Raw genomic sequence first — 22,621 nt, forward strand, 5'->3', positions numbered from 1 at the left:
TCGAAAACATGAAAACAGCTAAAGTCGACGTTTTCATCGTTGAGGCCGCTATCGACGAGAGCGATCGCGACTGTGTCTCGAACCGCCGGCGTGATCGATGCCGATGAGCAACCTATCAAGAGAAGGGCTGTGACGACAATGATTGACGTCGAAAGGAACGCGGGGCGTCTGCGGGGACCCCCTCGGAGAGAGGTCAAAACATGCGTTGCGTTGACTTCACGCGCGGAACGATTACCCCGGGCAGTGGTTCATTAAATGGCTGGTCTCGCTGGCGATACGATCCACCCGCCCATTTTCGAAACATCATTTTCCCCCCGATGCTCACGAACCAGATGTCGTGTGAAACTCAGATTGGCGGAGATAAAGTGCGGCGTCAACTCCATCCGGAAATAGTCAACGGAATTTTCATGTTGGCGACGATTAAGCGGCTATTTGAGTTCCGTCCTCGCCCAGCATGGGCATCTCTCTTTTTTCGATGTCGGTGAGTACTGAGTATTTGAGGACTTGAGCACCCACTCAATCGTTCGGTTCAGCACCTACCGGTATCAGTCCCTCGACCGTGTGCGACAGTCTGTCATTTACAGCCATGCCGACTTCTACAGATCCGACCATCTCGTCATTCAGTGGGCGAAACCCTGACGCCCGACGAGCGGGTCCAACTACTCCAAATCGTCAAAGGGACGGGGACGAGCAGCTCCGACTGAGAAGGTTCCACTGCGCGCTTGTGGGCACGCCGAGGGGCGCCGTCCCTTGGTTCGTCAGCTCGCGGAGGATCTCGATGTCGCTCCTGGCACCGTCGCTAAGGCGTACAAAGTGCTTGAATCCGAGGGCTACCTCACTGCCCGCACTGGCGGAGTAACCCGGGTCAGCCGGAGCACAACGACGTCGCTCCCAGTGCTGGAAGCCCCTCGCCAACTTGCCAAGACCAGCACCCGTGCAGGCACTAGCCTGGACGGCACCATCCGCATCCTCCGTGCGATCTCGCACGAAGAATACTCCGAACCGGGACTGACCTGATGCGCTCTCAAGGCTGCCCGCACCCATGGAGATCCCCTCTACTCTCGAGTCTTCCACACATAGAAATGCCTGTTCCAGGTCGACCAGGCTGCCCCAGTTCTCACGACTGTGGTGTCTCATAACTGACCTGTTTCGTATCGCACGAGATACAAGACCCTGACTGCCCTTTGACGCAACGCAGAGAACCGGGTCGATGCGCCAAACAGCGATCACAGAACGCCGCCACTAAGCGCTAACACTCAATCAATTCCCAGATTAATCTCGACACATCCTTGACATTCATTCTTGTGGGCGTGACCCTGCTGGCGATTGGTTAGGGCTATGCCGGGTGCGTAGAGGCGATAGATTCCATTCGGAAGGACAATCCGAACGATGGAACGCACGAGTTGCCTCCCACGCGTGTCTCACTCTCATGCCTGATGTCGGTGCTATTTCGGAGGTGATTAGCATCGCTGGTCGCCGCGCTGCTTCATGTTGCGCCTTGACCAGTCCGCTTTTGCGGAGTCGGCCCAAATCCGGCAGGCTCAGCCTTGGCACTTGAATGTCAAGTTGTTGTCGAGGGGGACAAATGCGCATTGTGGGTATTGAGCTAGAGGGTTTTCGCGGATATCTGACATCGAGTTACGTGTCGATCGATACGTTGACTGTGTTTGCCGGCAAGAATGACGCTGGAAAGAGCAGCATCCTGGAAGCTATGAGGCTGTTCCTGGACAAGGGAAAGCCGGACGTCTCTGACTATTCGGTTCATGGGCATGGAACGATTCGCATCACGTGCACATTCGCTGACCTTCCCCCTGAGCTGGTCATCGACCAGACTGCGGTGACGACCCTCCAGGATGAGAAACTCCTCGACGCTAACGGCCACTTGGTGATTAGCAAGACCTGGACCAGGGGGCGAGCCAACCCCGAGATTTTGGCGCATGCTCTACACCCGGTCGTCGATGGCGGCCCAACGCTTATCGGCCTGAAGCACGCGCAACTCAAATCCCTCGCCTCGACTCTTGATGTTGTCGCGGAGCTGGAGGATCGACGCGTGAACCTGAACTATAGGCAGGCGATCTGGCGCGCCTGGGAAGCCAAGGGGCTCTCGTCGCTGCAACCGACGATCATCCCGTTGAACTCAGAGGACGGGAAGCACGTTGCCAGCGCTCTGGAGAGTGTCTTTCCCCTGTTCCACCTCTTTCAAGCTGACCGGCTGGGGGCGGAGTCCGATGAGGTTGCCCAAGACCCAGCCAAGCTCATAGTCAAGGCCGTGCTCGATCGCCATACGGCTGAACTCACGAAGCTTACGAGCGATGTTAAGGCTGAGATTTCAGAACTTCTCCTGGAAGTCGTTGGGAAATTGGAGGAATTCGCACCAAATCTTGCGGCCAAGCTGATTCCGGCCAACCTAGACCCCGTATGGCAGAAGGCATTCTCGTCCCTACAATTTGTCGACGAGAACGATGTTCCCCTTGCGAAGCGTGGCAGCGGGACACGCAGACTGGTTCTCTTGAGCTTCTTTCGGGCGGAAGTTGAGCGAGGATATGAAGAAACGGATGAGTGGCGACGGGGCGTCATCATCGCAGTGGAGGAGCCCGAGACGGCTCTCCACCCGGATCTTCAGCGCGAAACTGTTTCCGCTCTAATTGAAGTTGCGGGGCTCGCAAACAGGCAGGTTTTGATGACGACGCACAGCTCGAACTTGGTGAGGAACATACCGATCGCAGCCGTGCGTTTCGTCGAGGAGCAGCAGGGGAAGCGCGTGTGGAGTTCCAGTGACACATCCAGCGAGCGGTTCGTTCTCCAGCAATTGAACAAGGCGATGGGGACTTTCGCGGATCACAATGTGCGTTGCTTCTTCATCGTTGAGGGCAAGAACGATATCGGCGGTCTACTGGCACTGAGCGATGCGCTACAAGCCGCCCGTCCCACTGAATATCCAGATCTTCGCCAAATGGAAACTGACGGTGAGCTTTGCTTCATACCTATCGGCGGCTGCGGCGCCGCTGCTCTTTGGGAGAGCCGCCTGTCGCCGTTTAGTAGGCCTGAGGTTCACCTTCTTGATTCCGATCGCTTGGTTGAAGGGTCGGCTCTGAAACCCGAGATATCCAAGTACCTAGCGCGCTACAACACCGACGATCACCTGTCGTCACACATGTTTGTTCTGACCCGGCGAGAGATGGAAAACTACCTCACTATTGAGGCGATCGAAGATGCTTTCAAGGGTGCAAACCCAATGTTCCCGAAACTATTCCGGGAAGCTGTCGAAGGCCACGACTGGGGATATGTCGACGTGCCGGAGACCGTCGCAAGAGTGCTTCACTCTCTCAATTCGGAGGTCGAATGGTCACTCGCTTCTGACAAGAAGCGCAGCGAGAAGGAGTCTGACGTGAAGAGGAAACTAGTCCCATGTTTCGGGCACCCGTCTGTGGCGGAGGCTCTTTTGGCCCTCGGTGCCGAGCGAGATCTTCTTTTGGCCGTTGCGACGGTGGCGGATGTGGCAGCGTGAATCCGGGGGCTTCGGCCACTACCCGCAACCAACAACTCCTTCTTGTAGCCAATGGATTCTTTGGAGCTCTTGCAGCGGAGGGCGTTGTCGAGTTCAACCCATCGATCATGGACTTTGAATTTGCGTTCGGGAAAGCCTGGCGAGCCTGGCGTTGCGCGAGCGTCTCGGAATTCCCGACGTTCGCACTGGGGAAGAATCGGTTTCGCGACGTTTTGTTCCGCGTCAGTCGATCCAGTTCTCCTTTTGCCACCTATCGTGACGGTATCGAAATGACGCCGAGTGGGCTCACGCCCCGCGAATACCTCGCAATCTGGGCGCCTGAAGTTACACCAGAAGACTGGATCGCGTTGGCCCAGCTGTATCTGTCAGGACGAGAAAGCAACAGGTGAATCTCAGCTTGATTTTGGGGCTGAGAGATGCTTTCGCCGTGAGGGAGAGCTCGGCCGACCAGGCAGGTTCGACCCAACTGTGAGGAAATCAAGAACTTGACATAATCATCATTATCGGCCCGGATTTGATGTTCTGGCGCGCAGACGAGCTAACTCTCCAGCAGGGGAACCCGGACAAGGTAGGGCGACCTCGCCCGGGCGGTAGTGTCGGGTCAGCCCGGGGTTCGGAAAGCACGAGCGTGGGGCGCGCCGGCTGGAGAGCCGTCACAGGCAGCAGTTTTGTTGGCCTGCGCGGACTTGGCGCTGAGGAGGTGGGTGAGCTCGTTACAGGCCGGGTTTCCACACTCGAAACGCATGATATTGCCGTTGCGCGTCATCTGATGGCAGCGGTAGCAGACGGGCAGGCTCATGAGGATGAGCACGTGGGGATCGGTGAGTACCTCGAAGATGGGGTGAAAGCGTTTGGCGCAACTGTCGGTCGCACGCCCTCTCGTAGGCAAAACTGTGAGTGATTTCTTCCTGCGGTAGCTCGCATTCGTCGCAAATTGGCGGGGCCGACAGTTTCACGGCAGCGACTGGAACGGCGACAGGACAATCTGTAATGAGGGTGAGAGTAGCGCCGGGCCGGGCTGTGTCGGTCCGGCCCGGCTTGCGGAACTCCAGGTAGATGACGAACTCTTGCCGACGTCCGCCATCAACCTGGACCGGGTGCGCAGGTCGGTACCCGCTCTCGATAATTCACCTAATACAAATTCGTAGGAGATGTGCTGATACATCACAGATTCTTAGAGTGAGCGGATCATTTTCTTGCCCACAACTTGCCCACATTTGAACGGAAATGATGCTGCTAAGGGTGATCACATCAAGTTCAATAAGCCCGTGAAATCAACGATTTCGACGCCGCAACGCATGTTTCCGGGCGCCCATCGGTCACTCGTAATGAGAAGGTCGTCAGTTCGATTCTGACAGGCGGCTCCATAAAACATAAGGATCGGGGCCCACGGGTTCCGATCCTTTTTTCGTCCGTTCCCCCAATCGGACACCGTACTTATTCGCTATCCGGCTGGGATCGTTCCTTCGCGATCTGCCGCCGTACGGGGGCAATCCACGCCCGTTCATGTCGCTAGGCTCACGACGTGACCGAACTTGAACTCCTTATACGATCGACCGTCGATGATGACTGGCGTGAGATCCGTGAACTGCGTCTTGAGATGATTCGGGATACCCCGACGGCCTATACCGAGACGCTCGAGACCGCGCTGGGCCATGACGAGGCCGAGTGGCGTATGCGCGGAGCGCGCGGTGCCAGTGGAAACGGCATCGCGATCGCCGCGATCGCCGAGTCTGGACGCTGGATCGGGACCATGGCCGGCTTCGTGCCGGATCCAGACACCGGTCCGATCCTCGTGGGAGTGTACGTGTCACCGGATTTTCGCGGCAACACGGTGGGGCTGACCGATGCGCTGCTGATGAGCGTGGAGAGCTGGGCGCGCACGGAGAGCACCCAGCTGACCCTTCACGTGCACGAAGACAATATTCGCGCACGCACGGCCTATGAACGGCGGGGGTTTGTGGTCACGGGCCACACGGTCGAGTACAACCTCGACCCCAGTAAGAAGGAACTGGAGATGGTGAAGACGCTCTAGGTCAGGCTTGCAGAGCGCAATTTAGTGGCCGCCGCCGAGGTTCCCGGCCAGGCGGCTGTGCAGCTCGTGGCTGGCCTCGTTGAGGCCCTCAATCACGACGTACTTGTCCTGCCGCTCATACTTGTAGGAGATGGCGTCGAGGGTGGCGACGGTGGAGGCGTCCCAGATGTGTGAGGCCGACAGGTCGATGACGATGCGGTCGGGGTCGTCGGTGTACTCGAACTGGGTCATCAGGTCATTGCTCGAGGCGAAGAACAGCGCCCCGGTCACCGTGTAGTAGGCGGTCGGCACGGGCTGGTCGAGCTCGACGGTGCGCTCCACCCTGGCGAGGTGGGCGACGCGACGCGCGAACGCGACCATTGCGACGATGACACCGACGACGACGCCGATCGCGAGGTTGTGGGTGAGAACGATGACGACGACCGTGGCGACCATGACGGTGGTCTCGCTCTTCGGCATCCGCTTAAGAGTAGACAAGCGGATGCTGTGCCAGTCGAATGTGAGATAGGACACGATGATCATCACCGCGACCAGGGCAGCCATGGGCACGACGGCGAGCACGTCGCCGAGGCCGAGCACGAGAACGAGCAGGAAGACGCCGGCGAGGAAGGTGGAGATGCGGGTGCGGGCGCCGGAGGCCTTCACGTTGATCATGGTCTGGCCAATCATGGCGCAGCCGCCCATTCCGCCGAACAGGCCGCTCATGACGTTGGCGACGCCCTGGCCCCAGGTCTCGCGGGTCTTGTTGGAGTGGGTGTCGGTGATCTCGTCGACGAACTTCGCGGTCATGAGCGACTCGAGAATTCCGACCAGGGCCATGCCGAGGGCGTAGGGGGCGATGATCGTGAAGGTGTCCCAGTTGAGCGGAATGTTGGGAATGAACAGCTCGGGCAGGCTCTTGGGCAGTTCGCCCTGATCGCCGATGGTGGGGACCGCGATGGCGGTCACCACGGTCGCGACGGTGAGTACGACGATGGCCACGAGCGGTGCCGGAATCACCTTGGTGATGCGCGGCATGACGATCATGATGATCAGGCCGGCGGCGACGAGCGGGTAGACCATGAAAGGCACGCCAAGAAGCTGGGGGAGCTGGGCGCTGAAGATGAGGATGGCGAGGGCGTTGACGAAACCGACCATGACGCTTCGCGGGATGAACCGCATGAGTTTGGCGACGCCGATCAGACTCAGCACGATTTGGAAGATCCCGGCAAGGATAACCGTGGCGATGAAATACTCCATGCCATAGTCGCGGGCGACCGGGGCGATGACGAGGGCGACGGCGCCGGTCGCTGCGGTGATCATGGCCGGGCGCCCACCGACGAAGGCGATGGTCACAGCCATGACGAAGGAGGAGAACAGGCCGACGCGCGGGTCGACGCCGGCGATGATCGAGAAGGCGATCGCCTCAGGGATGAGGGCCATGGCCACGACCAGGCCGGCGAGTACCTCGCGGGTGAGCAGGCGGGGCGTGCGGAGCGCGGTGAGTACCGAGGGCTCAGCTTGGTATCGATTGGCTGAAGCGGATTTTTGAACAATGGCCATGAGGCCTCCAGAAGCTGGGCCGGGGTGCGGCCGAAGTGGATGCAGAAGAGTTGGGTGGGCGCCGCGGTGCGCACCTCCACCGGTCATCGAGGACAAGGCCATCGACGACAATGGTGGGAGAGTGGGCTCACAGATGAATGTCAGCCGACTTCTGCAACACTACCCTAACGTAAGGGTTGATTGTAAACTTCAGGGAAAGAAGGCACCGGTGATGTCAGGCGCGATTGGATCCGCGGTCACGATGCACATCGGCGAACTCGCCGAGAAGACCGGGCTGTCGCTGCGCACGATCCGCCACTACGACGAGGTCGGCCTGCTGAAGGCATCCGCTCGCACCGATGGTGGTTTTCGGCTCTACTCGCCCGATGACTTCACCCGGCTGATGCTCATTCGCCGCATGAAACCGCTCGGCTTCACGCTCGACGAGATGATGGCCCTGCTGAAGGTCATCGACACCCTGCAGGGTGGGCTGACCGGATCTGACGATCCGGAGGTGCGCGCCGAGCTGGAGACCTTCATCGCCCAGGCGGTCGAGCGTCGGCAAAAACTGCAGGATCAGCTGGGAATGGCCGACGAGTTTCTGGACCTCCTGCGGGCCCAGTAGCGGCTACCGGGCGGGCTTGACCGCCTTCACGATGGCCCCGTGCATTTCGGGGGCGACCTCGTGGGTGTAGAGAACGCTCGGTTCGGCGAACCCGGCCTGGTGCAGGGCGTCGAGGTACTCCTGGTGCGACAGGGCTCCGGCAATGCAGCCGGTGTAGCTGCCTCGGCGGATGCGGTCCTCTGCGCTCAGCTGGTTTTCGGCGACGACGTCGGAGATTCCGAGGCGCCCGCCGGGCTTGAGCACTCGGAACATCTCGGCGATGACCGCGTTCTTGTCGGCCGAGAGATTGATGACGCAGTTGGAGATGATGACGTCGATGGTGTCATCGGCCAGGGGGATGGCCTCGATCTGGCCCTTGATGAACTCCACATTGGCGGCCTCGGCTTTGGCAGCGTTGGCGCGGGCGAGTGCGAGCATTTCATCGGTCATGTCGAGTCCGTAGGCGAACCCGGTCGGCCCGACGCGGCGCGCGGAGAGCAGCACGTCGATGCCGCCACCGGAGCCGAGGTCGAGCACGATTTCTCCCGGGCGGAGGTCGGCGACCGCGGTTGGATTGCCGCAGCCGAGACTGGCCAGAAAGGCTTCCTCGGGAATCTCCGAACCTTCTTCGGCGGTATACAGGGTGGATCCGAACACGTCGCCGTTAGTCAGATCGGTGGGGGCGCAGCACGACGTGCTCGAGACGTCGGTCAGTTGGAGGGCGGCGGCGGCGTAGCGCTCGCGCACGCGCTCCGTGATCTCAGATGTCTTGTCCATAAGTTGATCCTTTCCTGTAGGTCGCGGCACCAGCCTACTGCTACATTGATACTTATCGATATAGCTGCAGATGTTACTAGGGAGATCGACATGACTGCCATCCGAATCTACGAACCGGCCTTGTGCTGCGACACCGGAGTCTGTGGTGTCGACGTCGATCAGTCCCTGGTCGAGGTGACCGCCACCGTGCGCAGCCTGCAGGAACTTGGCGCCGACATTCAACGCCATAACCTGGCCACCGATCCCCTCGCCTTCACCACGGATGAGACCGTACGCGCCTTCATGCACGTCGTCGGCTCTACCGGCCTGCCGCTCACCGTCGTCGACGGCGTCACCGTGGCGACCGGCGCCTACCCATCGAAATCCCAGCTGCTCGCCTTCGCCGGCCTCGCTGCCGTAGCGCCGACCGACCGGCCCCAGCTCGGCCTGACCGAGAAATCGGCAAGCGGATGCTGTGGCGGCGCCACCGGCTGCTGCTAACAGATGAAGTTCCTGGCAGACCCGCCTCGGTTTCTTTTTTTCACCGGTAAGGGCGGCGTGGGGAAGACATCCGTTGCCTGCGCTTCGGCCATCGAACTGGCCGAACGGGGTCGCCGGGTGCTGCTGGTGAGCACCGATCCGGCCTCCAATATCGGGCAGGTGTTCGGGCTCACGATCGGTAATACGGTCACTCCGATTGGCGCCATTGCCGGCCTGAGCGCCCTCGAAATCGACCCGGAGCAGGCAGCGGATGCCTATCGCGAACGCATTATCGCCCCGGTTCGGGGGCTTCTGCCGGAGCGCGAGCTCGCGAGCATCGCCGAGGGCCTGTCCGGATCGTGCACGACCGAGGTCGCCTCGTTCGACGAGTTCACGAACCTGCTCACCGATGACGGTCTGCTCACGATGTACGACCACATCGTGTTCGATACCGCGCCGACCGGGCACACCATTAGGCTTCTGCAGCTTCCCGGTTCCTGGACCGAGTTTCTCGACGCCGGCAAGGGCGATCCGTCCTGTCTCGGACCGCTGTCCGGGCTCGACAAGCACAAAGCGGTGTACGCAGCGGCCGTCGCCGCGCTGGCCGACCCCGAGCGAACGCGGCTGGTGCTCGTGGCGCGAGCGCAGGCATCCGCTTTGACGGAGATCGAGCGCACGCACGGTGAGTTGGCGCAGATCGGAATTCGCGGCGGCTACGTTGTCATTAATGGAGTGCTGCCAGCGAGCGCGGGAACCGAGCCGATCGCCGTAGCGGTGCGCAATCGCGAATCGGCGGCGCTGACGGGTATTCCGGCGGCCATCGCTGCACTGCCGCGGGACATTCTGGAGCTCAAGGCCGGCAACATGATGGGCATCGACGCGCTGCGCACCTTGTTTAGCACCGACCGCGACGGCCCCGGGCAATCGCACTCTGTGGTCGACGTTCCGGACGCCCCACTCGGCCAGTTCGTCGACGAGCTGGAGCAGACCGGGCATGGCTTGATTCTCTGCATGGGCAAGGGCGGCGTGGGCAAGACCACGATCGCTGCGGCTCTGGCCGTGGCTCTGGCCGAGCGCGGTCACGCCGTTCACCTGACCACGACCGACCCGGCAGCTCATCTGGTCGAGACCCTGCACGGGAGCCTGCCGGGGCTGCGCGTCTCCCGCATCGACCCCGACGAGGCGATTCGCGAGTATCGCGAGCACGTGATGGCGACCAAGGGTAAAAATCTCGACGCCGATGGCCGGGCAGCCCTGGCCGAGGACCTGCTCTCCCCGTGCACTGACGAGGTCGCGGTGTTTCGGCAGTTCTCCCAGGCCGTGCACGAATCACGGCACGAATTCGTCGTCGTCGACACCGCGCCGACCGGCCACACCCTGTTGCTGCTGGATGCCACCGGGTCGTACCATCGCGAAATCGCGCGCCAGATGGGGGACGGAATGGCGTTCGTGACGCCATTGATGCGGCTGCAGGATCCGGCCCTGACCAAGGTGTTGCTGGTGACGCTCGCCGAGACCACGCCGGTGCTCGAAGCGGAGGGACTGCAGCAGGATCTGCAGCGCGCCGGAATTCAGCCCTGGGGCTGGGTGGTCAACAATTCCATCGCGGCAGCGCACCCCGAGACGCCCTTTTTACAGGCGCGCGCCGCCAGCGAGGCCACTCAGATCGATATCGTGGTCGCCCGCGCCGACCGGGTCGCGATCGTGCCGCTGCTGGCCGACGAACCGATCGGGGTCGATCGGCTTGCGGCGCTCGCCGCGTTGGCGACCGTCTCTTAGCTGGCCATTCCGGGGTGCACCTTCACGAAGGTGATGTTCTTGGTCGGATGCACGGTTTTCGCGGGCGCGCGTGAGAAGCCCTTCGCCCCCTCGAGACGGTTCTGCCCGCGAAACTCGGCCAGGGCATCGTCGAAGATGGCGTTGAGCTGTGCGCCGGTGAATTCCTCCGCAGCCCCCTCGGTAAAGCTGATGCTGATGAGCGAGTTGTCGGGAAAGTGCCGGTTCATGCGGATGAAACCATCGGCATCCTGCTGCAGGGTGATCATTGGTCTAGTTTGACCTATATGTTGCCGTGTCGGCGCGTGTCGGCGCGTGTCGGCGCGTGTCGGTGGCCCTGGATAAACTGCAGGCATGACGGAATCGATTCGCTGGGGAATCCTGGCCACCGGTGGCATCGCCCACGCGTTCACGAGCGACCTGGTGCAGAACGGCCACAAGGTGCAGGCCGTCGGGTCGCGCAGTCAGGCCTCGGCAGATGCGTTTGCTGTCGAATTCGGCATCCCTACCGCGCATGCCAGCTATACCGAACTCGTCAATGACCCCGAAGTCGACGTCATCTACGTGTCGACGCCGCATCCGTTTCACGCCGAGCACGCAGCCCTCGCGTTGAACGCCGGCAAGCACGTGTTGATCGAGAAGCCGATCGCGCTCAACGCCGGCGAGGCCCGGCAGATCGTTAACCTCGCCGCGAGCAAGAATCTGCTCGTGATGGAGGCCCTGTGGACGCGATTCCTGCCGCACCTGGTGCGCATCCGCGAGATCCTCGCCGCCGGCACGCTCGGCGAGGTGCGCAGCCTGATCGCCGACCATACCCAGGACCTGCCCGACGACCCGGCGCACCGCCTGAACTCGCTCGAGCTCGGCGGTGGCGCGCTGCTCGACCTCGGGGTGTATCCGGTGAACTTCGCGCACGCCGTATTCGGGTCGCCCGACACGATTTTGGCGAGCGCCTCATTCAAGGCCACCGGAGCGGATGCTCAGGTCGCGACGATTTTTCGCTACCCCGGTGGCCAAATTGCCACGACATTTTCGTCCAGCGACACCCTCGGCCCGACCGCGGCGTCGATCATCGGCACGCACGGGCGCATCGACATCGACGGCGTTTGGTACGCGCCGACCAGTTTTCGAGTGCTCGACAACGGGGGCACCGTGCTCGAGGCCTTCGCCCCGGCCGAGTTCACCGGTCGCGGTATGCAGTTCGAAGCGGTCGAGGTTGAGGAGCTGATTCGGGCCGGCAAAATCTCGAGCGACATCATGCCGGCCGAAGAATCGGTCGCCGTGATGACGACCCTTGACGCGGTTCGGGCCCAGATCGGGCTGCGCTACCCGGGCGAATAGCTGGCCTGGAGGCGGGTCGGTTACCATACGGAGGTGGAAGAACCAGTGCAGACACCCGCGTCCCCCGCGGTTGACGCCCCGCGTGGCAGGATCGCTGCTGTCAGCGCCGATCACCGCCGCGCCTGGCTGATCGCCGCCGGCACCCTCGTCTTCGTGCTGCTCGGCAGTGGCGCCGTGTTCGCGGGAACGCAGACCGGCGCGAATGAGCCGGTGGTGGCATCCGTTGTAGGAACACCCACGGCGACGCCGAGTCCCACGCCGACCGTCGACCCGGCGCGGCCGGTGCCCGCCGAGGCGACTGCGGCCAGCCGACTGCGCACCTGCTCGGTTGCCGGGCTCGCCGCCGACACGAGACTCGCCGATTTTCAGGCGCAGGTGGTCAACGCCAACACCGGCGAGGTGCTGTTCGATCGGGGCGGCACGACCTCCTCGCGCACGGCGAGCGTCATGAAGGTGCTCACCTCGGCCGCGGCCCTCAACGTTCTCGGCAGCGACTACCGGGCCACGACCCGCGTCGTGAAGGGCGCCGAACCCGGCCAGGTCGTGCTCGTTGGCGGGGGAGACCTCACCCTGTCGCGGCTGCCGACCGGCCAGGAACCGTTCTACACCGGCGCCGCGCACCTCGATGACCTTGCCACCCAGACCATGGTTTCCTGGGCTGCCGACCCGGCCAACCCGCCGATCACTTCACTCGTGCTCGATTCCTCCTATTTCTCCGGCCCGGACTGGGACGAAGGCTGGGCCCGAACCGAACTCGGCCTTGGCTACATGCCCGAAATTACGGCGCTGATGGTCGACGGCGACCGGACCGAACCCACTCGCAGCACGTCCGCCCGCAGCGAAGACCCGATCGCTCGCGCCGGCCAGGCCTTCGCTGACGCTCTCGGCGGTGGCCTCGAAATCAGCCAGGCCACCGCCCCGGCCGGTGCAGCCCAACTGGGCGCCGTGCAGTCCGCGCCGGTGTCGACCCTGATTCAGCAGTCCCTGATCGTGAGCGACAACACCCTGGCCGAGATGCTCGCCCGCCTCGTGGCGATCGAAAACGGTGCCGGCAACTCCTTTTCAGCCCTGCAGCAGGGCATCGTCGGCGGACTCGCCGCCTACGGCATCGACACCACCGGCATGATCATCAAGGACGGCTCGGGCCTCAGCCCACACAACGCCGTGTCGCCGGCCTACCTGACCGCCCTGTTCGTCAAGGTCAACGCCCGCGAGGGCAACCTCGGCGTGCTGTTCGATGGCCTGCCGATCGCCGGTGGGCCGCGCGGATCGCTCTCCTACCCTGACCGTTTCGCCGGTGCGAATTCCGCCGCCGACGGCGCCATCTTTGCCAAAACCGGCTGGATCGATACCGGCTACACGCTCTCCGGCATCATCCACGCCGCCGACGGTACCCCGCTCACCTTCGCCATCTACGCGATCGGCAACGTCAGTTCGAACGCGAAAATCGCCATCGACACGCTGACCACCGGTTTCTTCCACTGTGGCGATAATCTGTCGAACAACTGACCATGTAACAACTGACTGTCCAAAAGGAGCCACCGTGACCCGCGCCCTGTTCATCATCGACGTTCAGAATGATTTCACCGAGGGCGGTGCCCTGGGCGTTGACGGCGGGTCGGCCGTCGCGGCGGGCGTGAGCGCGCTGCTCGCGCAGCATCCGCTCGCCTATAAATACGTCTTCGCGTCGCGCGACTGGCACGATATCGGCAATGACAACGGCGGTCATTTCGCCCGCGACACGGCACCCGACTACGTCACGACCTGGCCGGTGCACTGCGTGGCCGGCACCGCGGGCGCCGAATATCACCAGGCTCTCACAACGGATGCCGTGACCTTTCACATTCGTAAGGGCCAGGGCAAGCCCGCGTACTCCATCTTCGAGGGCACCACCGAGGCCGGACAGACCGTGGGGTCGCTGCTGACCGAGCACGGGGTGACCGAGATCGACGTGGTCGGTCTCGCCACCGATTACTGCGTGCGCGCTTCGACCCTCGACGCGCTCGAGCACGGCCAGCACGTGCGGGTACTGACCGATCTGGTCGCCGGAGTCGCCGCGCAATCGACCGAGACCGCCCTCGCCGAGATGGCGCACGCCGGCGCGGTGTTCTCCGCGAGCGACGCCGTCGAATGACCCGGTTCGCTCGGCGTCTCGACGGGATACGCATCGCCTTCGAGGCCACGCCGGGGGAGCGACCGGTGCTGTTCGTGCACGGTTTCGCGTCGACCGCCGCGGTGACCTGGGCCGGATCCGGCTGGGTGCGGGCATTCGCCGAGGTTGGGCGCGGCGCGATCACGCCCGACCTGCGTGGCCACGGCCAGAGTGACAAGCCGCATCGGGCGGCCGACTACGCTCCGCGCCAGCTGGCCGCTGACCTCGTGGCCGTGCTGGACACCCTCGAACTGGAACGGGTCGACGTGATCGGCTACTCCATGGGGTCGCGGGTCGTGGCAGCCCTGGCTCGACTGGCGCCCGAACGGGTGCGACGGCTCGTGCTCGGCGGGGCCGGTCCGGTCGAGCTGTTCGAGACCTGGGATCTTGACGAGGTCAACCGGTTCGTCGTTTCGGGCGCGCTTCCCGCGGATCCGACTATTGCCGGGGTGCTCGGCCCCTCCATCGCCGCCGGCGCCGACCGCCAGGCGCTGTTGGCGTGCGTGCAGGGGGTCTCGGGCTGCACGCTCGACGTGCCCGCGGGCATCCCGCAGCTGTTTGTGGCCGGCGGTGCCGACTCGATTCCGGCCGGGGTGACGGCTCTCGCTGCGGAACGCGGCGCGCGGTACCTCGAGCTGCCCGGTCGCACCCACCTGAACGCGCTGAGTGCGCGTGCGTTCAAGCAGGCCGCGCTGGATTTTCTGGCCTGAGCCGCGACCTGCGTAGACCGTTGCCGACGAGGCCAATGCCCCGTTCGGCGGTGTGGGGTCTTCGGGCGCGGGTTCTCGTTTCGGCGGTGCCCAGGCCAACATCGAAGCGTTCACCGAGACCCAGTGGCTCACGGTGCGCGCTAAGATTGCACCGTATCCGTTCTAGAGCACCAGTCAGACTGGGCCCTCGTTGTCGGCGGGGCCCGTTCCGGTGTCGGTTTCCTCACCGGTCGGTGGCGAATTCAGGTAACGAGAACGGATGCGTGCGCCCACCCCGTGAAAACACGCGGCGGTATCGTCCCGGCCTCGACCTCCATCCTGAATCCGCCACCGTGCGGGCCCGGGCCATCTGGGCGGCCGGGCCCACCTTAAGGAAGCGGGCCCATGATCAATCATGGGCCCGCTTCCCGGGCCCGGGCCCGGTCGGAATCAGAGGGTGGTGCCGAGCTTGAAGCCAGCCAGGGCGTCGTCCTTGCGGGTGTAGGAGAATCCGTCGGCGCCGACGGTCACGGCCATTTCTCGAGGCTCGGTGCGCTCGATCACCGGCTGCGGGTTGCCGTCGAGGTCGAGCACGAGTGAGGCGTCGGTGTACCAGCTGGGTACGACGGGGTTGCCCCACCAGTCGCGGCGCTGGTTGTCGTGCACGTCCCAGGTGACGACGGGGTTGTCGGGGTCGCCGGTGTAATAGTCCTGTGTGTAGATCTCGACGCGGTGCCCGTCGGGGTCGCGCAGGTAGAGGTAGAACGCGTTCGAGACGCCGTGGCGGCCAGGTCCCCGCTCGATCAGGTCGCTCTTGCGTAGCGCGCCGAGCTTGTCGCAGATGTAGATGATGTTGTGCTTCTCGTGGGTCGAGAAGGCGATGTGGTGCATGCGCGGGCCATTGCCGCCGGTGAGGGCGGTATCGTGCACGGTGTCTTTGCGCCGCATCCAGGCCGCGTAGGTGACGCCGTCGGAGTCCTGAATATCCTCGGTAACGCGAAAGCCCAGGTCCTCGAGGTATTTGCGACCACGGCCGACATCGGGGGTGACCTGGTTGAAGTGGTCGAGCCGCACGAGCGCGCCCGGGCCCTGCAGGTCGTAGCGCCAGGCGAGGCGTTCAACGTGGGTGGTGGCGTAGAAGAATTCGTACGGGAAGCCCAGTGGATCTTCGACGCGCACGCTGTCGCCGATGCCCTTCACGAAGCCCTCGGTGCGACGTTCGGTGCGGCAGCCGAGCTCCTGATACCAGGCCTCGGCGAGGTCGACGTCTTCGGGGCTGCGCACCCGAAAAGCCATCGCGGCGACGGCAGCGATCGGCCCCTGACGCAGCACGAGGTTGTGGTGAATGAATTCCTCGAAGCTGCGCAGGTAGATCTCGGTGTCGCTCTCCTCGGTGACGACGAGGCCGAGAATGTCGACGTAGAACTCGCGCGACTTCGCCAAGTCGGTCACGACGATGTCCATGTAGGCGCAGCGCAGGATGTCGGGCGCGGTGGCGGTGGGGATGGTCATGGGGTTCTCCTCATTGAGTCAAACGGATGCGTACGGCTGGTTCTCGAGGCCGCAAGAGTCGGTGGGCGGTGCGGCTGGGCCCACCTTATGAACCTGAGCCCAGTTTCTAAACGGGGCCTGGGGACGGGGCCCAGGCCCCGTCCCCGAAGGGGCGAGCTAGTGGGCTCCGAAGCGGGGGGTGTGCACGGGGGCGAGGGTGATGTGCACGGCCTGGGAGTCGGTGTAGAAGTCGATCGACCGGTAGCCGCCCTCGTGGCCGAGGCCGGACGCCTTGACGCCACCGAACGGGGTGCGCAGGTCTCGCACGTTATGCGAGTTCAGCCAGACCATGCCGGCATCGACGGACTGGGCGAAGTTGTGGGCGCGGGTCAGGTCGGTGGTCCAGATGTAGGCTGCCAGCCCGTACTTGACCCCGTTGGCCAACGCGAGCGCTTCGGCATCCGTTTCGAAGGGGGTGATGGCCACGACCGGGCCGAAGATCTCCTCCTGAAAGATGCGGGCGGTCGGGGCGACGTCGGCGAAGACGGTGGGGGAGACGTAGTTACCCTCCGGCAGGCCGGATGGGCGGCCGCCGCCGGCAAGCAGACGCCCCTCGGACTTGCCGATTTCGACGTAGCTCATGACCTTGGCGTAGTGCTCGGGGTGCACGAGCGCGCCGACCTCGGTCTTCGGGTCGTGCGGGTCGCCGACGACGATGCTCGCGGCGCGGGCGGCGTAACGGGCGCAGAAATCATCGTAGATCGAGCGCTCGACCAGGATGCGGCTCGATGCCGTGCAGCGCTCGCCGTTGAGCGAGAATACACCGAACAGGGTCGAGTCGATCGCGGCGTCGAGGTCGGCGTCGGCGAAGACCACGGCGGGCGACTTGCCGCCGAGCTCCATCGACATGCCCTTGAGGTTGGCGGCGCAGTTGCGGTAAATGGTCTGGCCGGTCGTGGTCTCGCCGGTGAACGAGATGAGCGGCACATCCGGATGCTTGACCAGCGCATCGCCGGCCTCCTCACCGATACCGTTGACCAGGTTGAACACGCCGTCGGGCACCCCCGCGGCGGCGAAGATCTCCGCCCACAGGCTCGCCGACAACGGCGTGAATTCGGCCGGCTTCAACACGACGGTGCAGCCCGAGGCCAGCGCGGGCGCGAGCTTCCAGCTCTCGAGCATGAACGGGGTGTTCCACGGGGTGATCAGTCCGGCCACCCCGACCGGCTTGCGATTGACGTAGTTGATTTGCTTGCCGGGCACCTTGTAGGTGTCGTCCGCCTGCGCCACGATCAGATCGGCGAAGAAGCGAAAATTCTCGGCCGCGCGTTGCGCCTGGCCGAGCGCCTGCGTGATCGGCAGTCCGGTGTCGAAGGTTTCGAGCTCGGCGAGCCGGGCGTCCTGGGCCTCGACGGCATCGGCGATGCGGTGCAGCACTCGGGCCCGGGCGCGGGGCAGCAGGCGCGGCCAGGGTCCGTGATCGAATGCTTCTTTCGCGGCGGCGACGGCCAGGTCGATGTCGGCCTGCTGGCCGGCGGCTGCGGTGGCGTAGGTCTGGTTCGACACCGGATCGAGCACATCGAAGGTCTCCCCACCGACACTGTCAACAAATTCTCCACCGATGAAATGACGGATGCTGGTGGGCAGGTCCGCGGGCACGTAATGAGTCATTATTTGGAGGCCCCGGTCAGGGTGAAGCCGGCGGTCGATGTCAGGTACTCGGAGCCGGCATCCATCAAAATGCGCATCTTGGCGAGGCCTCCGGGGGTCGGTTCGATCAGCGGCGGACGCACAAAGCCGCTCTCGATCAGGCCGCGCTGGGCCATGACCCACTTGCCCGGTGCCGGGTTGGTCTCCACGAATAGCAGGTCGACGAGCGGGTGCAGGCCATAGTGAATCTTGCGGGCGGTGGCGAAATCGCCTTGTTCCCAGGCCTCGAACATCTGCGCGACGGCGGCAGGCGCGATATTGCTCGTGGCGCTGACGAAGCCGGCGCCGCCGAGGGCCATGAGCGGCAGGCAGAGCAGCTCGAGGCCGCTCCAGACCAGCAGGTCCGGGCCGCAGAGGTGCAGCACGCGGGAGAAGTGCTCGAAGTCCTTCGTGGTTTCCTTCACGCCGACGAAGTTGTCGAAATCGCGGTAGAGGCGATACACGGTGTCGGGCGCGATGTCGACGGCGGTCCGGCTCGGCACGTTGTAGGCCACGATCGGCAGATCCGGAAACTCTTCACAGACGGTTTTGTACCAGACGTAGAGCGCCTCCTGGGTGGGGCGGGCGTAGTACGGCGTGATGATGAGCGCGGCGTCGATGCCGGCGTCGCGGCCGGCCGCGGTCAGTTCGAGGGTCTCGTCGAGCTTGGTGGAACCGGTTCCGGCCATGAAATGCACGCGCTCTTTGATGGCGGTCGCAACGGTGCGAATGGCGGCGGCGCGTTCGGCGATGGTCTGCGCGCTGGGCTCGCCGGTCGAGCCGCCGATCGAGATGCCGTGCGAGCCGGAGGCGATCTGCCAGTTGACCAGGTTGGTCAGTCCCGCATGGTCGACGGCGCCGCCTTCGGTAAACGGGGTCATCAGCGCGGCGATGGATCCGCGAATCTGGCTCGGGTTGCTGCGGAACTTCATGAAATGCCTTCCTTATTGCGAGATGAAAGAAACGCGTTCAGGGTGGCCAGCCGGTGGTCGCGGGCCGCGTGTTCGATTTCTGCAGCCGAGGCGTGCTGCTCAATCAGGTCGAGAATATGGTCGTGCTCCGCGACCGATTCGGCCGCGCGCCCCGGCACGAAGCCGAAGGTGGATTCGCGCAGCACCGACAACCGGTTCCAGCCGCGGTGAACGAGGTCGAGAATGTGCGGGTTGGGGCAGGTGCTGTACAGCTCGGAGTGAAAGTCACGGTTGAGCGACGTGAATCTGGTCGGGTCGAAGTGGCGCAGCGTGTCGCGCATCTGCGCGTTGATCTGCCGGGCGCGCGCTATCGCTGCCGGGCTCAGCGTCGGCGCCGACAGCGCGGTCGCCGCGCCCTCGACCAGGCCGAGGGTCTGCATGGTGTGCTGGTACTCGGTGGGGTCGAGCATCGCCACCTGCGCCCCGACGTTGCGGGCGAAGGTCACCAGACCCTCGGCTTCGAGGCGGCGGATGGCTTCCCGCACGGGAACGGGACTCATCGACGTATCCCGGGCGATCTGGTCGAGGACCAGTCGAAAACCGGGGCCGAAGGTGCCATCGTTGATGCGGGTTTTCAGCCAGTCGTAGGCGAACTGGGCCTTGCCGATGGTCGGCGGGGCGGCATCCACTATCGACTGGCGAGCCATGCGCGGTACCTCTCTTTCCAGGCGGAGTTCATCGGGTAGAGGCCGTCGACGCTGAAGCCTGCGCCGACCATCTCGGCGATGAAGGTTTCTTCGCGTTCCTGCTCGATGCTGTCGGTGACGAGCTGCTCGATGAGGTGCGGCGGAATGACGAGCAGCCCGTCGGCGTCGCCGACGATCACGTCGCCGGGCTGGACGGATGCCCCGCCACAGGCGATCGTGAGGCCTAAGTCCCACGGAACGTGGCGCCGGCCGAGCACGGCCGGGTGGCCGCCGTGGTGATAGGTGGGCATATCGAGGGCGCTGACCGCGGCGAGGTCGCGCACTCCGCCGTCGGTGACGATGCCGGCGGCGCCGCGCACCTGGGCGCGCAGGGCGAGGATATCGCCCACGGTTCCGGTGCCGGTTTCTCCGCGGGCTTCGATCACGAGCACGTCGTCGACGCCGAGGCTGTCGAAGGCGCGCTTCTGGGCGTTGTGGCCGCCGCCGTGGGCATCGAAGAGGTCTTCGCGATTGGGAATGAAGCGCAGGGTGCGAGCCCGGCCGACCAGCCGGGCGCTCGGGCGGGTCGAGTGCAGGCCGTCGATCGACACGTTGTTCAGGCCGCGTTTGCGCAGCTGGGCGCTCAGGGTGGCGGTGCCGACGCTGTTGATGCGGGCCTTCAGCTCATCGGTGAGCACGAACGCCGGTTCGAGGCCGGCCTCTTCGGCCGAGCCCCAGGCTTCGGCCCGTTGCAGGTCGTCCACCTTCGGGCCGGAGCCGAACGTGCCGAACTTCTGGGTGCCCTCGGCGACCGGGGTGATCAGGCGGCCGGTGCTCGGCGCGCCGGGCATGGTCGGGGCGTCAACCTCGACCTCGACAGTGTCGCCCGGCCCGACGACGGAGGCGCCGGCCGGGGTTCCGGTGAGAATGACATCGCCGCGCTCGAGCGTCATCAGCTGGGAGAGGTCGGCGACGAGGCGGCCGAAGTCAAAGAGCAGGTCAGCGGTGGTATCACTCTGCACGAGCTCGGAGTTGACCCAGGTGCGGATGCGCAGGTTGGCCGGGTCGACGGTCTCGGCGGCCAGGACTCGCGGGCCGAGCGGGGTGAAGCCGTCTCCGCCCTTGGACTTGAGGTTGGAGCCCTTGTCGGCGTAACGGAGGTCGTAGACGCCGAAGTCGTTCGCGGCAGTGACCCCGGCGACGCCGGCCCAACCCTCCTCGACACTGACGCCGCGCAGCCGGCGACCGATGACCAGCGCGATTTCGCCTTCGAAGGCGAGCAGTTCGCATCCGCTGGGACGAACGATGGTGTCGCCGCTGGCCGCGACGCTGGTCGAGGGCTTGAGAAAGTATGACGGATGCTCGGGGGTGCGCCCCCGCTGCGCGGCCCGGGACGGGTAGTTGATGTGCACGGCGATCACTTTGCCGGGCCGGCCCAGTTCGGGCAGGGATTCGGGAGTCATAAGCGTCCAATCGCGTCGTTGCAGGTGGTTATATATGAAACCATATACGATCCGCGAGCGGATGTCGAGGGTTCGTTTTGCCTGAGATGGGCAGAGAAAAACCGTGCCGCCCGGGTCGAGACCCAGGCGGCACGGTCTGAAACTGAACTGCCTACTCGTGGGTGCTGATGCCCAGCGGAATTCCGCGGGTCTCCTTCACGAGGGTGACCGCGACGAAGGAAATCGCGGCGAGGCCCATGAGGTAGATGCCGATTGAGGTGGTGGATCCGGTCTCATCGAGCAGCAGCTGGGCGATGAGCGGGGCGAAGGCGCCACCGAGAATAGCGCCGAGGGCGTAGCCGATGGACACGCCCGAGTAGCGCACCTGGGCCGGGAACATCTCGGCGTAGAGCGCGGCCTGCGGGCCGTAGGAGAAGCCGAGCCCGGCCGCCAGCACGATGAGGGCCGTCGAGAACCAGACGATGTCGCCGGTGTCGATCAGCAGGAACATCGGGATGGCCCAGAGGAACAGGAAGGCGTAGCCGAGCTGGAACGTGCGCACGCGACCGATTTTGTCGGAGAGGATGCCGCCCATCATCGTCGATGCCAGCCAGAAGAACGCGGCGACGGTGCTCGCGATGAGCACCGGGGTGCGCTCCATGCCGAGTCCGCCGGCCTCGACCGGCTTGGTCGCGTACGAATTGAAGAAGGCGATGAGCATGTAGCCGGCTGCGTTATTGGCGATGAAGATGAGCGCGGTGAGGATGACCTGGCGCGAGTGATTCTTGAACAGCTGCTTGAGCGGTGCCGCCGACTCCCTCTTGCGCGTCTGCATCTCCTTGAAGACCGGGCTCTCGGCGACCGCGCGGCGGATGACCCAGCCGACGACGATGAGCAGCACGGAGACCAGGAACGGGATGCGCCAGCCCCAGGCGAGGAAGGCCTCCGGGCTCATTGAGGTGGTCACGGCGATCATGACGCCGGTGGCGAGAATGAGGCCGACCGGAACGCCGATCTGCGGGTAGGCACCGAAGAAGCCGCGCTTGTTGATCGGTGCGTGCTCGACGCTCATCAGCGCAGCGCCGCCCCATTCGCCGCCGGCCGAAAAGCCCTGCAGGATGCGCAGCACGATCAACAGGATCGGTGCCCAGACGCCGATCTGGTCAAAGGTGGGCAGCAGACCGATGAGCGCTGTGGCGGCGCCCATCATGACGAGCGTGAAGACCAGCATCGCCTTGCGGCCCAGGCGGTCCCCGAGGTGTCCGGCGACGATAGCGCCGAGCGGGCGAAACAGAAAGCTGATGCCGAGCGAGGCCCAGGCGATCAGCTGGGCCAGCGGAGCGTTCTCGCCGGCGAGCGGGGCGAAGAACAGGCCGGCAAGCACGAGTCCGGCGGCCTGGGCGTAGATGAAGAAGTCGTACCACTCGATGGTGGTACCCACCATGGTGCCGGCGAGAACCCGCCGTTCCTCACTGCGTTTGGCGCTGGCCGTTGGCGTGCGCTCGGTCGTAATAGCCATGGAATACTCCCTCGTATCTCA

The 22,621-nt window shown here is 64.1% G+C and carries 20 protein-coding genes and 1 pseudogene; 12 read left to right on the forward strand and 9 right to left on the reverse strand.

Annotated features, from left to right (window positions below; genetic code table 11):
* Positions 1-813 precede the first annotated feature (813 nt).
* The 4 genes from E3T46_RS13125 (at position 814) to E3T46_RS13140 (ending at position 5,543) form a co-directional block, all read left to right on the forward strand.
* Positions 814-1,017: a hypothetical protein gene (locus E3T46_RS13125; RefSeq protein WP_233193068.1), complete on the forward strand. Its 204-nt coding sequence runs from the start codon at positions 814-816 to the stop codon at positions 1,015-1,017.
* Positions 1,018-1,585: 568 nt separating this feature from the next.
* Entirely contained in the window at positions 1,586-3,508 is a 1,923-nt protein-coding gene (locus tag E3T46_RS13130; RefSeq protein ID WP_158251184.1) for an ATP-binding protein, read from the forward strand.
* Positions 3,505-3,897, forward strand: coding sequence for a hypothetical protein (locus E3T46_RS13135; RefSeq protein WP_104082774.1), 393 nt, complete (start codon positions 3,505-3,507; stop codon positions 3,895-3,897). The genes E3T46_RS13130 and E3T46_RS13135 overlap by 4 nt, the downstream gene beginning before the upstream one ends.
* 1,136 nt (positions 3,898-5,033) lie before the next feature.
* Complete coding sequence (locus E3T46_RS13140) at positions 5,034-5,543, forward strand: GNAT family N-acetyltransferase (protein WP_241980739.1); 510 nt, start codon at positions 5,034-5,036, stop codon at positions 5,541-5,543.
* Between the two features lie 21 nt (positions 5,544-5,564).
* On the opposite strand, the gene E3T46_RS13145 is transcribed toward E3T46_RS13140, so the two are convergent.
* Positions 5,565-7,085, reverse strand: a complete 1,521-nt coding sequence (locus E3T46_RS13145; protein WP_134578893.1) for a SulP family inorganic anion transporter — start codon at positions 7,083-7,085, stop codon at positions 5,565-5,567.
* A gap of 211 nt (positions 7,086-7,296) precedes the next feature.
* Between E3T46_RS13145 and E3T46_RS13150 the strand changes: the two genes are divergently transcribed.
* Entirely contained in the window at positions 7,297-7,689 is a 393-nt protein-coding gene (locus tag E3T46_RS13150) for a MerR family transcriptional regulator (protein WP_134578894.1), read from the forward strand.
* A 3-nt stretch (positions 7,690-7,692) separates the two neighbouring features.
* On the opposite strand, the gene arsM is transcribed toward E3T46_RS13150, so the two are convergent.
* On the reverse strand, positions 7,693-8,445 hold the full coding sequence (arsM, locus tag E3T46_RS13155; RefSeq protein ID WP_134578895.1) for an arsenite methyltransferase: 753 nt from the start codon (positions 8,443-8,445) through the stop codon (positions 7,693-7,695).
* Positions 8,446-8,535: 90 nt separating this feature from the next.
* On the opposite strand from arsM, the gene arsD reads away from it, so the two are divergent.
* Together arsD and arsA are read left to right on the forward strand one after the other, a co-directional pair.
* Complete coding sequence (gene arsD / locus E3T46_RS13160) at positions 8,536-8,925, forward strand: arsenite efflux transporter metallochaperone ArsD (protein ID WP_104133341.1); 390 nt, start codon at positions 8,536-8,538, stop codon at positions 8,923-8,925.
* 3 nt (positions 8,926-8,928) lie between these two features.
* Positions 8,929-10,683, forward strand: coding sequence for an arsenical pump-driving ATPase (arsA, locus tag E3T46_RS13165; RefSeq protein ID WP_134472325.1), 1,755 nt, complete (start codon positions 8,929-8,931; stop codon positions 10,681-10,683).
* Here arsA and E3T46_RS13170 read toward each other — a convergent pair.
* Positions 10,680-10,949 (reverse strand): hypothetical protein, encoded by a 270-nt coding sequence (locus tag E3T46_RS13170; RefSeq protein ID WP_134468317.1) that lies wholly within the window; start codon positions 10,947-10,949, stop codon positions 10,680-10,682. The genes arsA and E3T46_RS13170 overlap by 4 nt on opposite strands.
* A gap of 85 nt (positions 10,950-11,034) precedes the next feature.
* Here E3T46_RS13170 and E3T46_RS13175 point away from each other — a divergent pair, with 85 nt between their 5' ends.
* From E3T46_RS13175 to E3T46_RS18545, 5 genes and pseudogenes are all read left to right on the forward strand, one after another.
* Complete coding sequence (locus E3T46_RS13175) at positions 11,035-12,021, forward strand: Gfo/Idh/MocA family oxidoreductase (RefSeq protein WP_134578896.1); 987 nt, start codon at positions 11,035-11,037, stop codon at positions 12,019-12,021.
* A gap of 45 nt (positions 12,022-12,066) precedes the next feature.
* The gene (locus tag E3T46_RS13180) at positions 12,067-13,530 is read left to right on the forward strand and encodes a D-alanyl-D-alanine carboxypeptidase (protein WP_241980741.1); all 1,464 of its coding nucleotides are present in this window, start codon (positions 12,067-12,069) and stop codon (positions 13,528-13,530) included.
* A 34-nt stretch (positions 13,531-13,564) separates the two neighbouring features.
* The gene (locus E3T46_RS13185) at positions 13,565-14,155 is read left to right on the forward strand and encodes an isochorismatase family protein (protein ID WP_134578898.1); all 591 of its coding nucleotides are present in this window, start codon (positions 13,565-13,567) and stop codon (positions 14,153-14,155) included.
* Positions 14,152-14,883, forward strand: a complete 732-nt coding sequence (locus tag E3T46_RS13190) for an alpha/beta hydrolase (RefSeq protein ID WP_134578899.1) — start codon at positions 14,152-14,154, stop codon at positions 14,881-14,883. Before E3T46_RS13185 ends, E3T46_RS13190 begins: the two co-directional genes overlap by 4 nt.
* Positions 14,884-14,899: 16 nt before the next feature.
* A pseudogene (locus E3T46_RS18545) lies at positions 14,900-15,049 on the forward strand (benzaldehyde dehydrogenase); the annotation flags it as partial.
* Positions 15,050-15,312: 263 nt separating this feature from the next.
* On the opposite strand, the gene hpaD reads toward E3T46_RS18545, so the two are convergent.
* The 6 genes from hpaD to E3T46_RS13225 form a co-directional block, all read right to left on the reverse strand.
* Positions 15,313-16,374, reverse strand: a complete 1,062-nt coding sequence (gene hpaD, locus E3T46_RS13200) for a 3,4-dihydroxyphenylacetate 2,3-dioxygenase (RefSeq protein ID WP_134578900.1) — start codon at positions 16,372-16,374, stop codon at positions 15,313-15,315.
* Positions 16,375-16,530: 156 nt separating this feature from the next.
* Entirely contained in the window at positions 16,531-18,024 is a 1,494-nt protein-coding gene (hpaE, locus tag E3T46_RS13205) for a 5-carboxymethyl-2-hydroxymuconate semialdehyde dehydrogenase (RefSeq protein ID WP_134578901.1), read from the reverse strand.
* Positions 18,024-18,974 carry a 4-hydroxy-tetrahydrodipicolinate synthase gene (gene dapA, locus E3T46_RS13210; protein ID WP_134578902.1) on the reverse strand — a complete coding sequence of 317 codons (951 nt, stop codon included), beginning with the start codon at positions 18,972-18,974 and terminating at the stop codon, positions 18,024-18,026. The genes hpaE and dapA overlap by 1 nt, the downstream gene beginning before the upstream one ends.
* On the reverse strand, positions 18,971-19,660 hold the full coding sequence (locus tag E3T46_RS13215) for a GntR family transcriptional regulator (protein ID WP_092448951.1): 690 nt from the start codon (positions 19,658-19,660) through the stop codon (positions 18,971-18,973). The genes dapA and E3T46_RS13215 overlap by 4 nt, the downstream gene beginning before the upstream one ends.
* Complete coding sequence (locus E3T46_RS13220) at positions 19,642-21,102, reverse strand: fumarylacetoacetate hydrolase family protein (RefSeq protein ID WP_174845404.1); 1,461 nt, start codon at positions 21,100-21,102, stop codon at positions 19,642-19,644. Before E3T46_RS13220 ends, E3T46_RS13215 begins: the two co-directional genes overlap by 19 nt.
* A 151-nt stretch (positions 21,103-21,253) precedes the next feature.
* On the reverse strand, positions 21,254-22,600 hold the full coding sequence (locus tag E3T46_RS13225; RefSeq protein ID WP_134578903.1) for an MFS transporter: 1,347 nt from the start codon (positions 22,598-22,600) through the stop codon (positions 21,254-21,256).
* Positions 22,601-22,621 lie beyond the last annotated feature (21 nt).

Origin of the sequence: Cryobacterium sp. Hh11 (assembly GCF_004404045.1) — a bacterium.
Classification (GTDB): Bacteria; Actinomycetota; Actinomycetes; order Actinomycetales; family Microbacteriaceae; genus Cryobacterium; species Cryobacterium levicorallinum.

Excerpts from the sequence above, each read along its gene's own strand:
- E3T46_RS13130 (WP_158251184.1), top strand. The coding sequence starts at position 1,586 with ATGCGCATTGTGGGTATTGAGCTAGAGGGTTTTCGCGGATATCTGACA.
- E3T46_RS13145 (WP_134578893.1), bottom strand. The coding sequence starts at position 7,085 with ATGGCCATTGTTCAAAAATCCGCTTCAGCCAATCGATACCAAGCTGAG.
- E3T46_RS13150 (WP_134578894.1), top strand. The coding sequence starts at position 7,297 with ATGTCAGGCGCGATTGGATCCGCGGTCACGATGCACATCGGCGAACTC.
- arsM (WP_134578895.1), bottom strand. The coding sequence starts at position 8,445 with ATGGACAAGACATCTGAGATCACGGAGCGCGTGCGCGAGCGCTACGCC.
- arsD (WP_104133341.1), top strand. The coding sequence starts at position 8,536 with ATGACTGCCATCCGAATCTACGAACCGGCCTTGTGCTGCGACACCGGA.
- arsA (WP_134472325.1), top strand. The coding sequence starts at position 8,929 with ATGAAGTTCCTGGCAGACCCGCCTCGGTTTCTTTTTTTCACCGGTAAG.
- E3T46_RS13170 (WP_134468317.1), bottom strand. The coding sequence starts at position 10,949 with ATGATCACCCTGCAGCAGGATGCCGATGGTTTCATCCGCATGAACCGG.
- E3T46_RS13175 (WP_134578896.1), top strand. The coding sequence starts at position 11,035 with ATGACGGAATCGATTCGCTGGGGAATCCTGGCCACCGGTGGCATCGCC.
- E3T46_RS13190 (WP_134578899.1), top strand. The coding sequence starts at position 14,152 with ATGACCCGGTTCGCTCGGCGTCTCGACGGGATACGCATCGCCTTCGAG.
- hpaD (WP_134578900.1), bottom strand. The coding sequence starts at position 16,374 with ATGACCATCCCCACCGCCACCGCGCCCGACATCCTGCGCTGCGCCTAC.
- hpaE (WP_134578901.1), bottom strand. The coding sequence starts at position 18,024 with ATGACTCATTACGTGCCCGCGGACCTGCCCACCAGCATCCGTCATTTC.
- dapA (WP_134578902.1), bottom strand. The coding sequence starts at position 18,974 with ATGAAGTTCCGCAGCAACCCGAGCCAGATTCGCGGATCCATCGCCGCG.
- E3T46_RS13215 (WP_092448951.1), bottom strand. The coding sequence starts at position 19,660 with ATGGCTCGCCAGTCGATAGTGGATGCCGCCCCGCCGACCATCGGCAAG.
- E3T46_RS13220 (WP_174845404.1), bottom strand. The coding sequence starts at position 21,102 with ATGACTCCCGAATCCCTGCCCGAACTGGGCCGGCCCGGCAAAGTGATC.
- E3T46_RS13225 (WP_134578903.1), bottom strand. The coding sequence starts at position 22,600 with ATGGCTATTACGACCGAGCGCACGCCAACGGCCAGCGCCAAACGCAGT.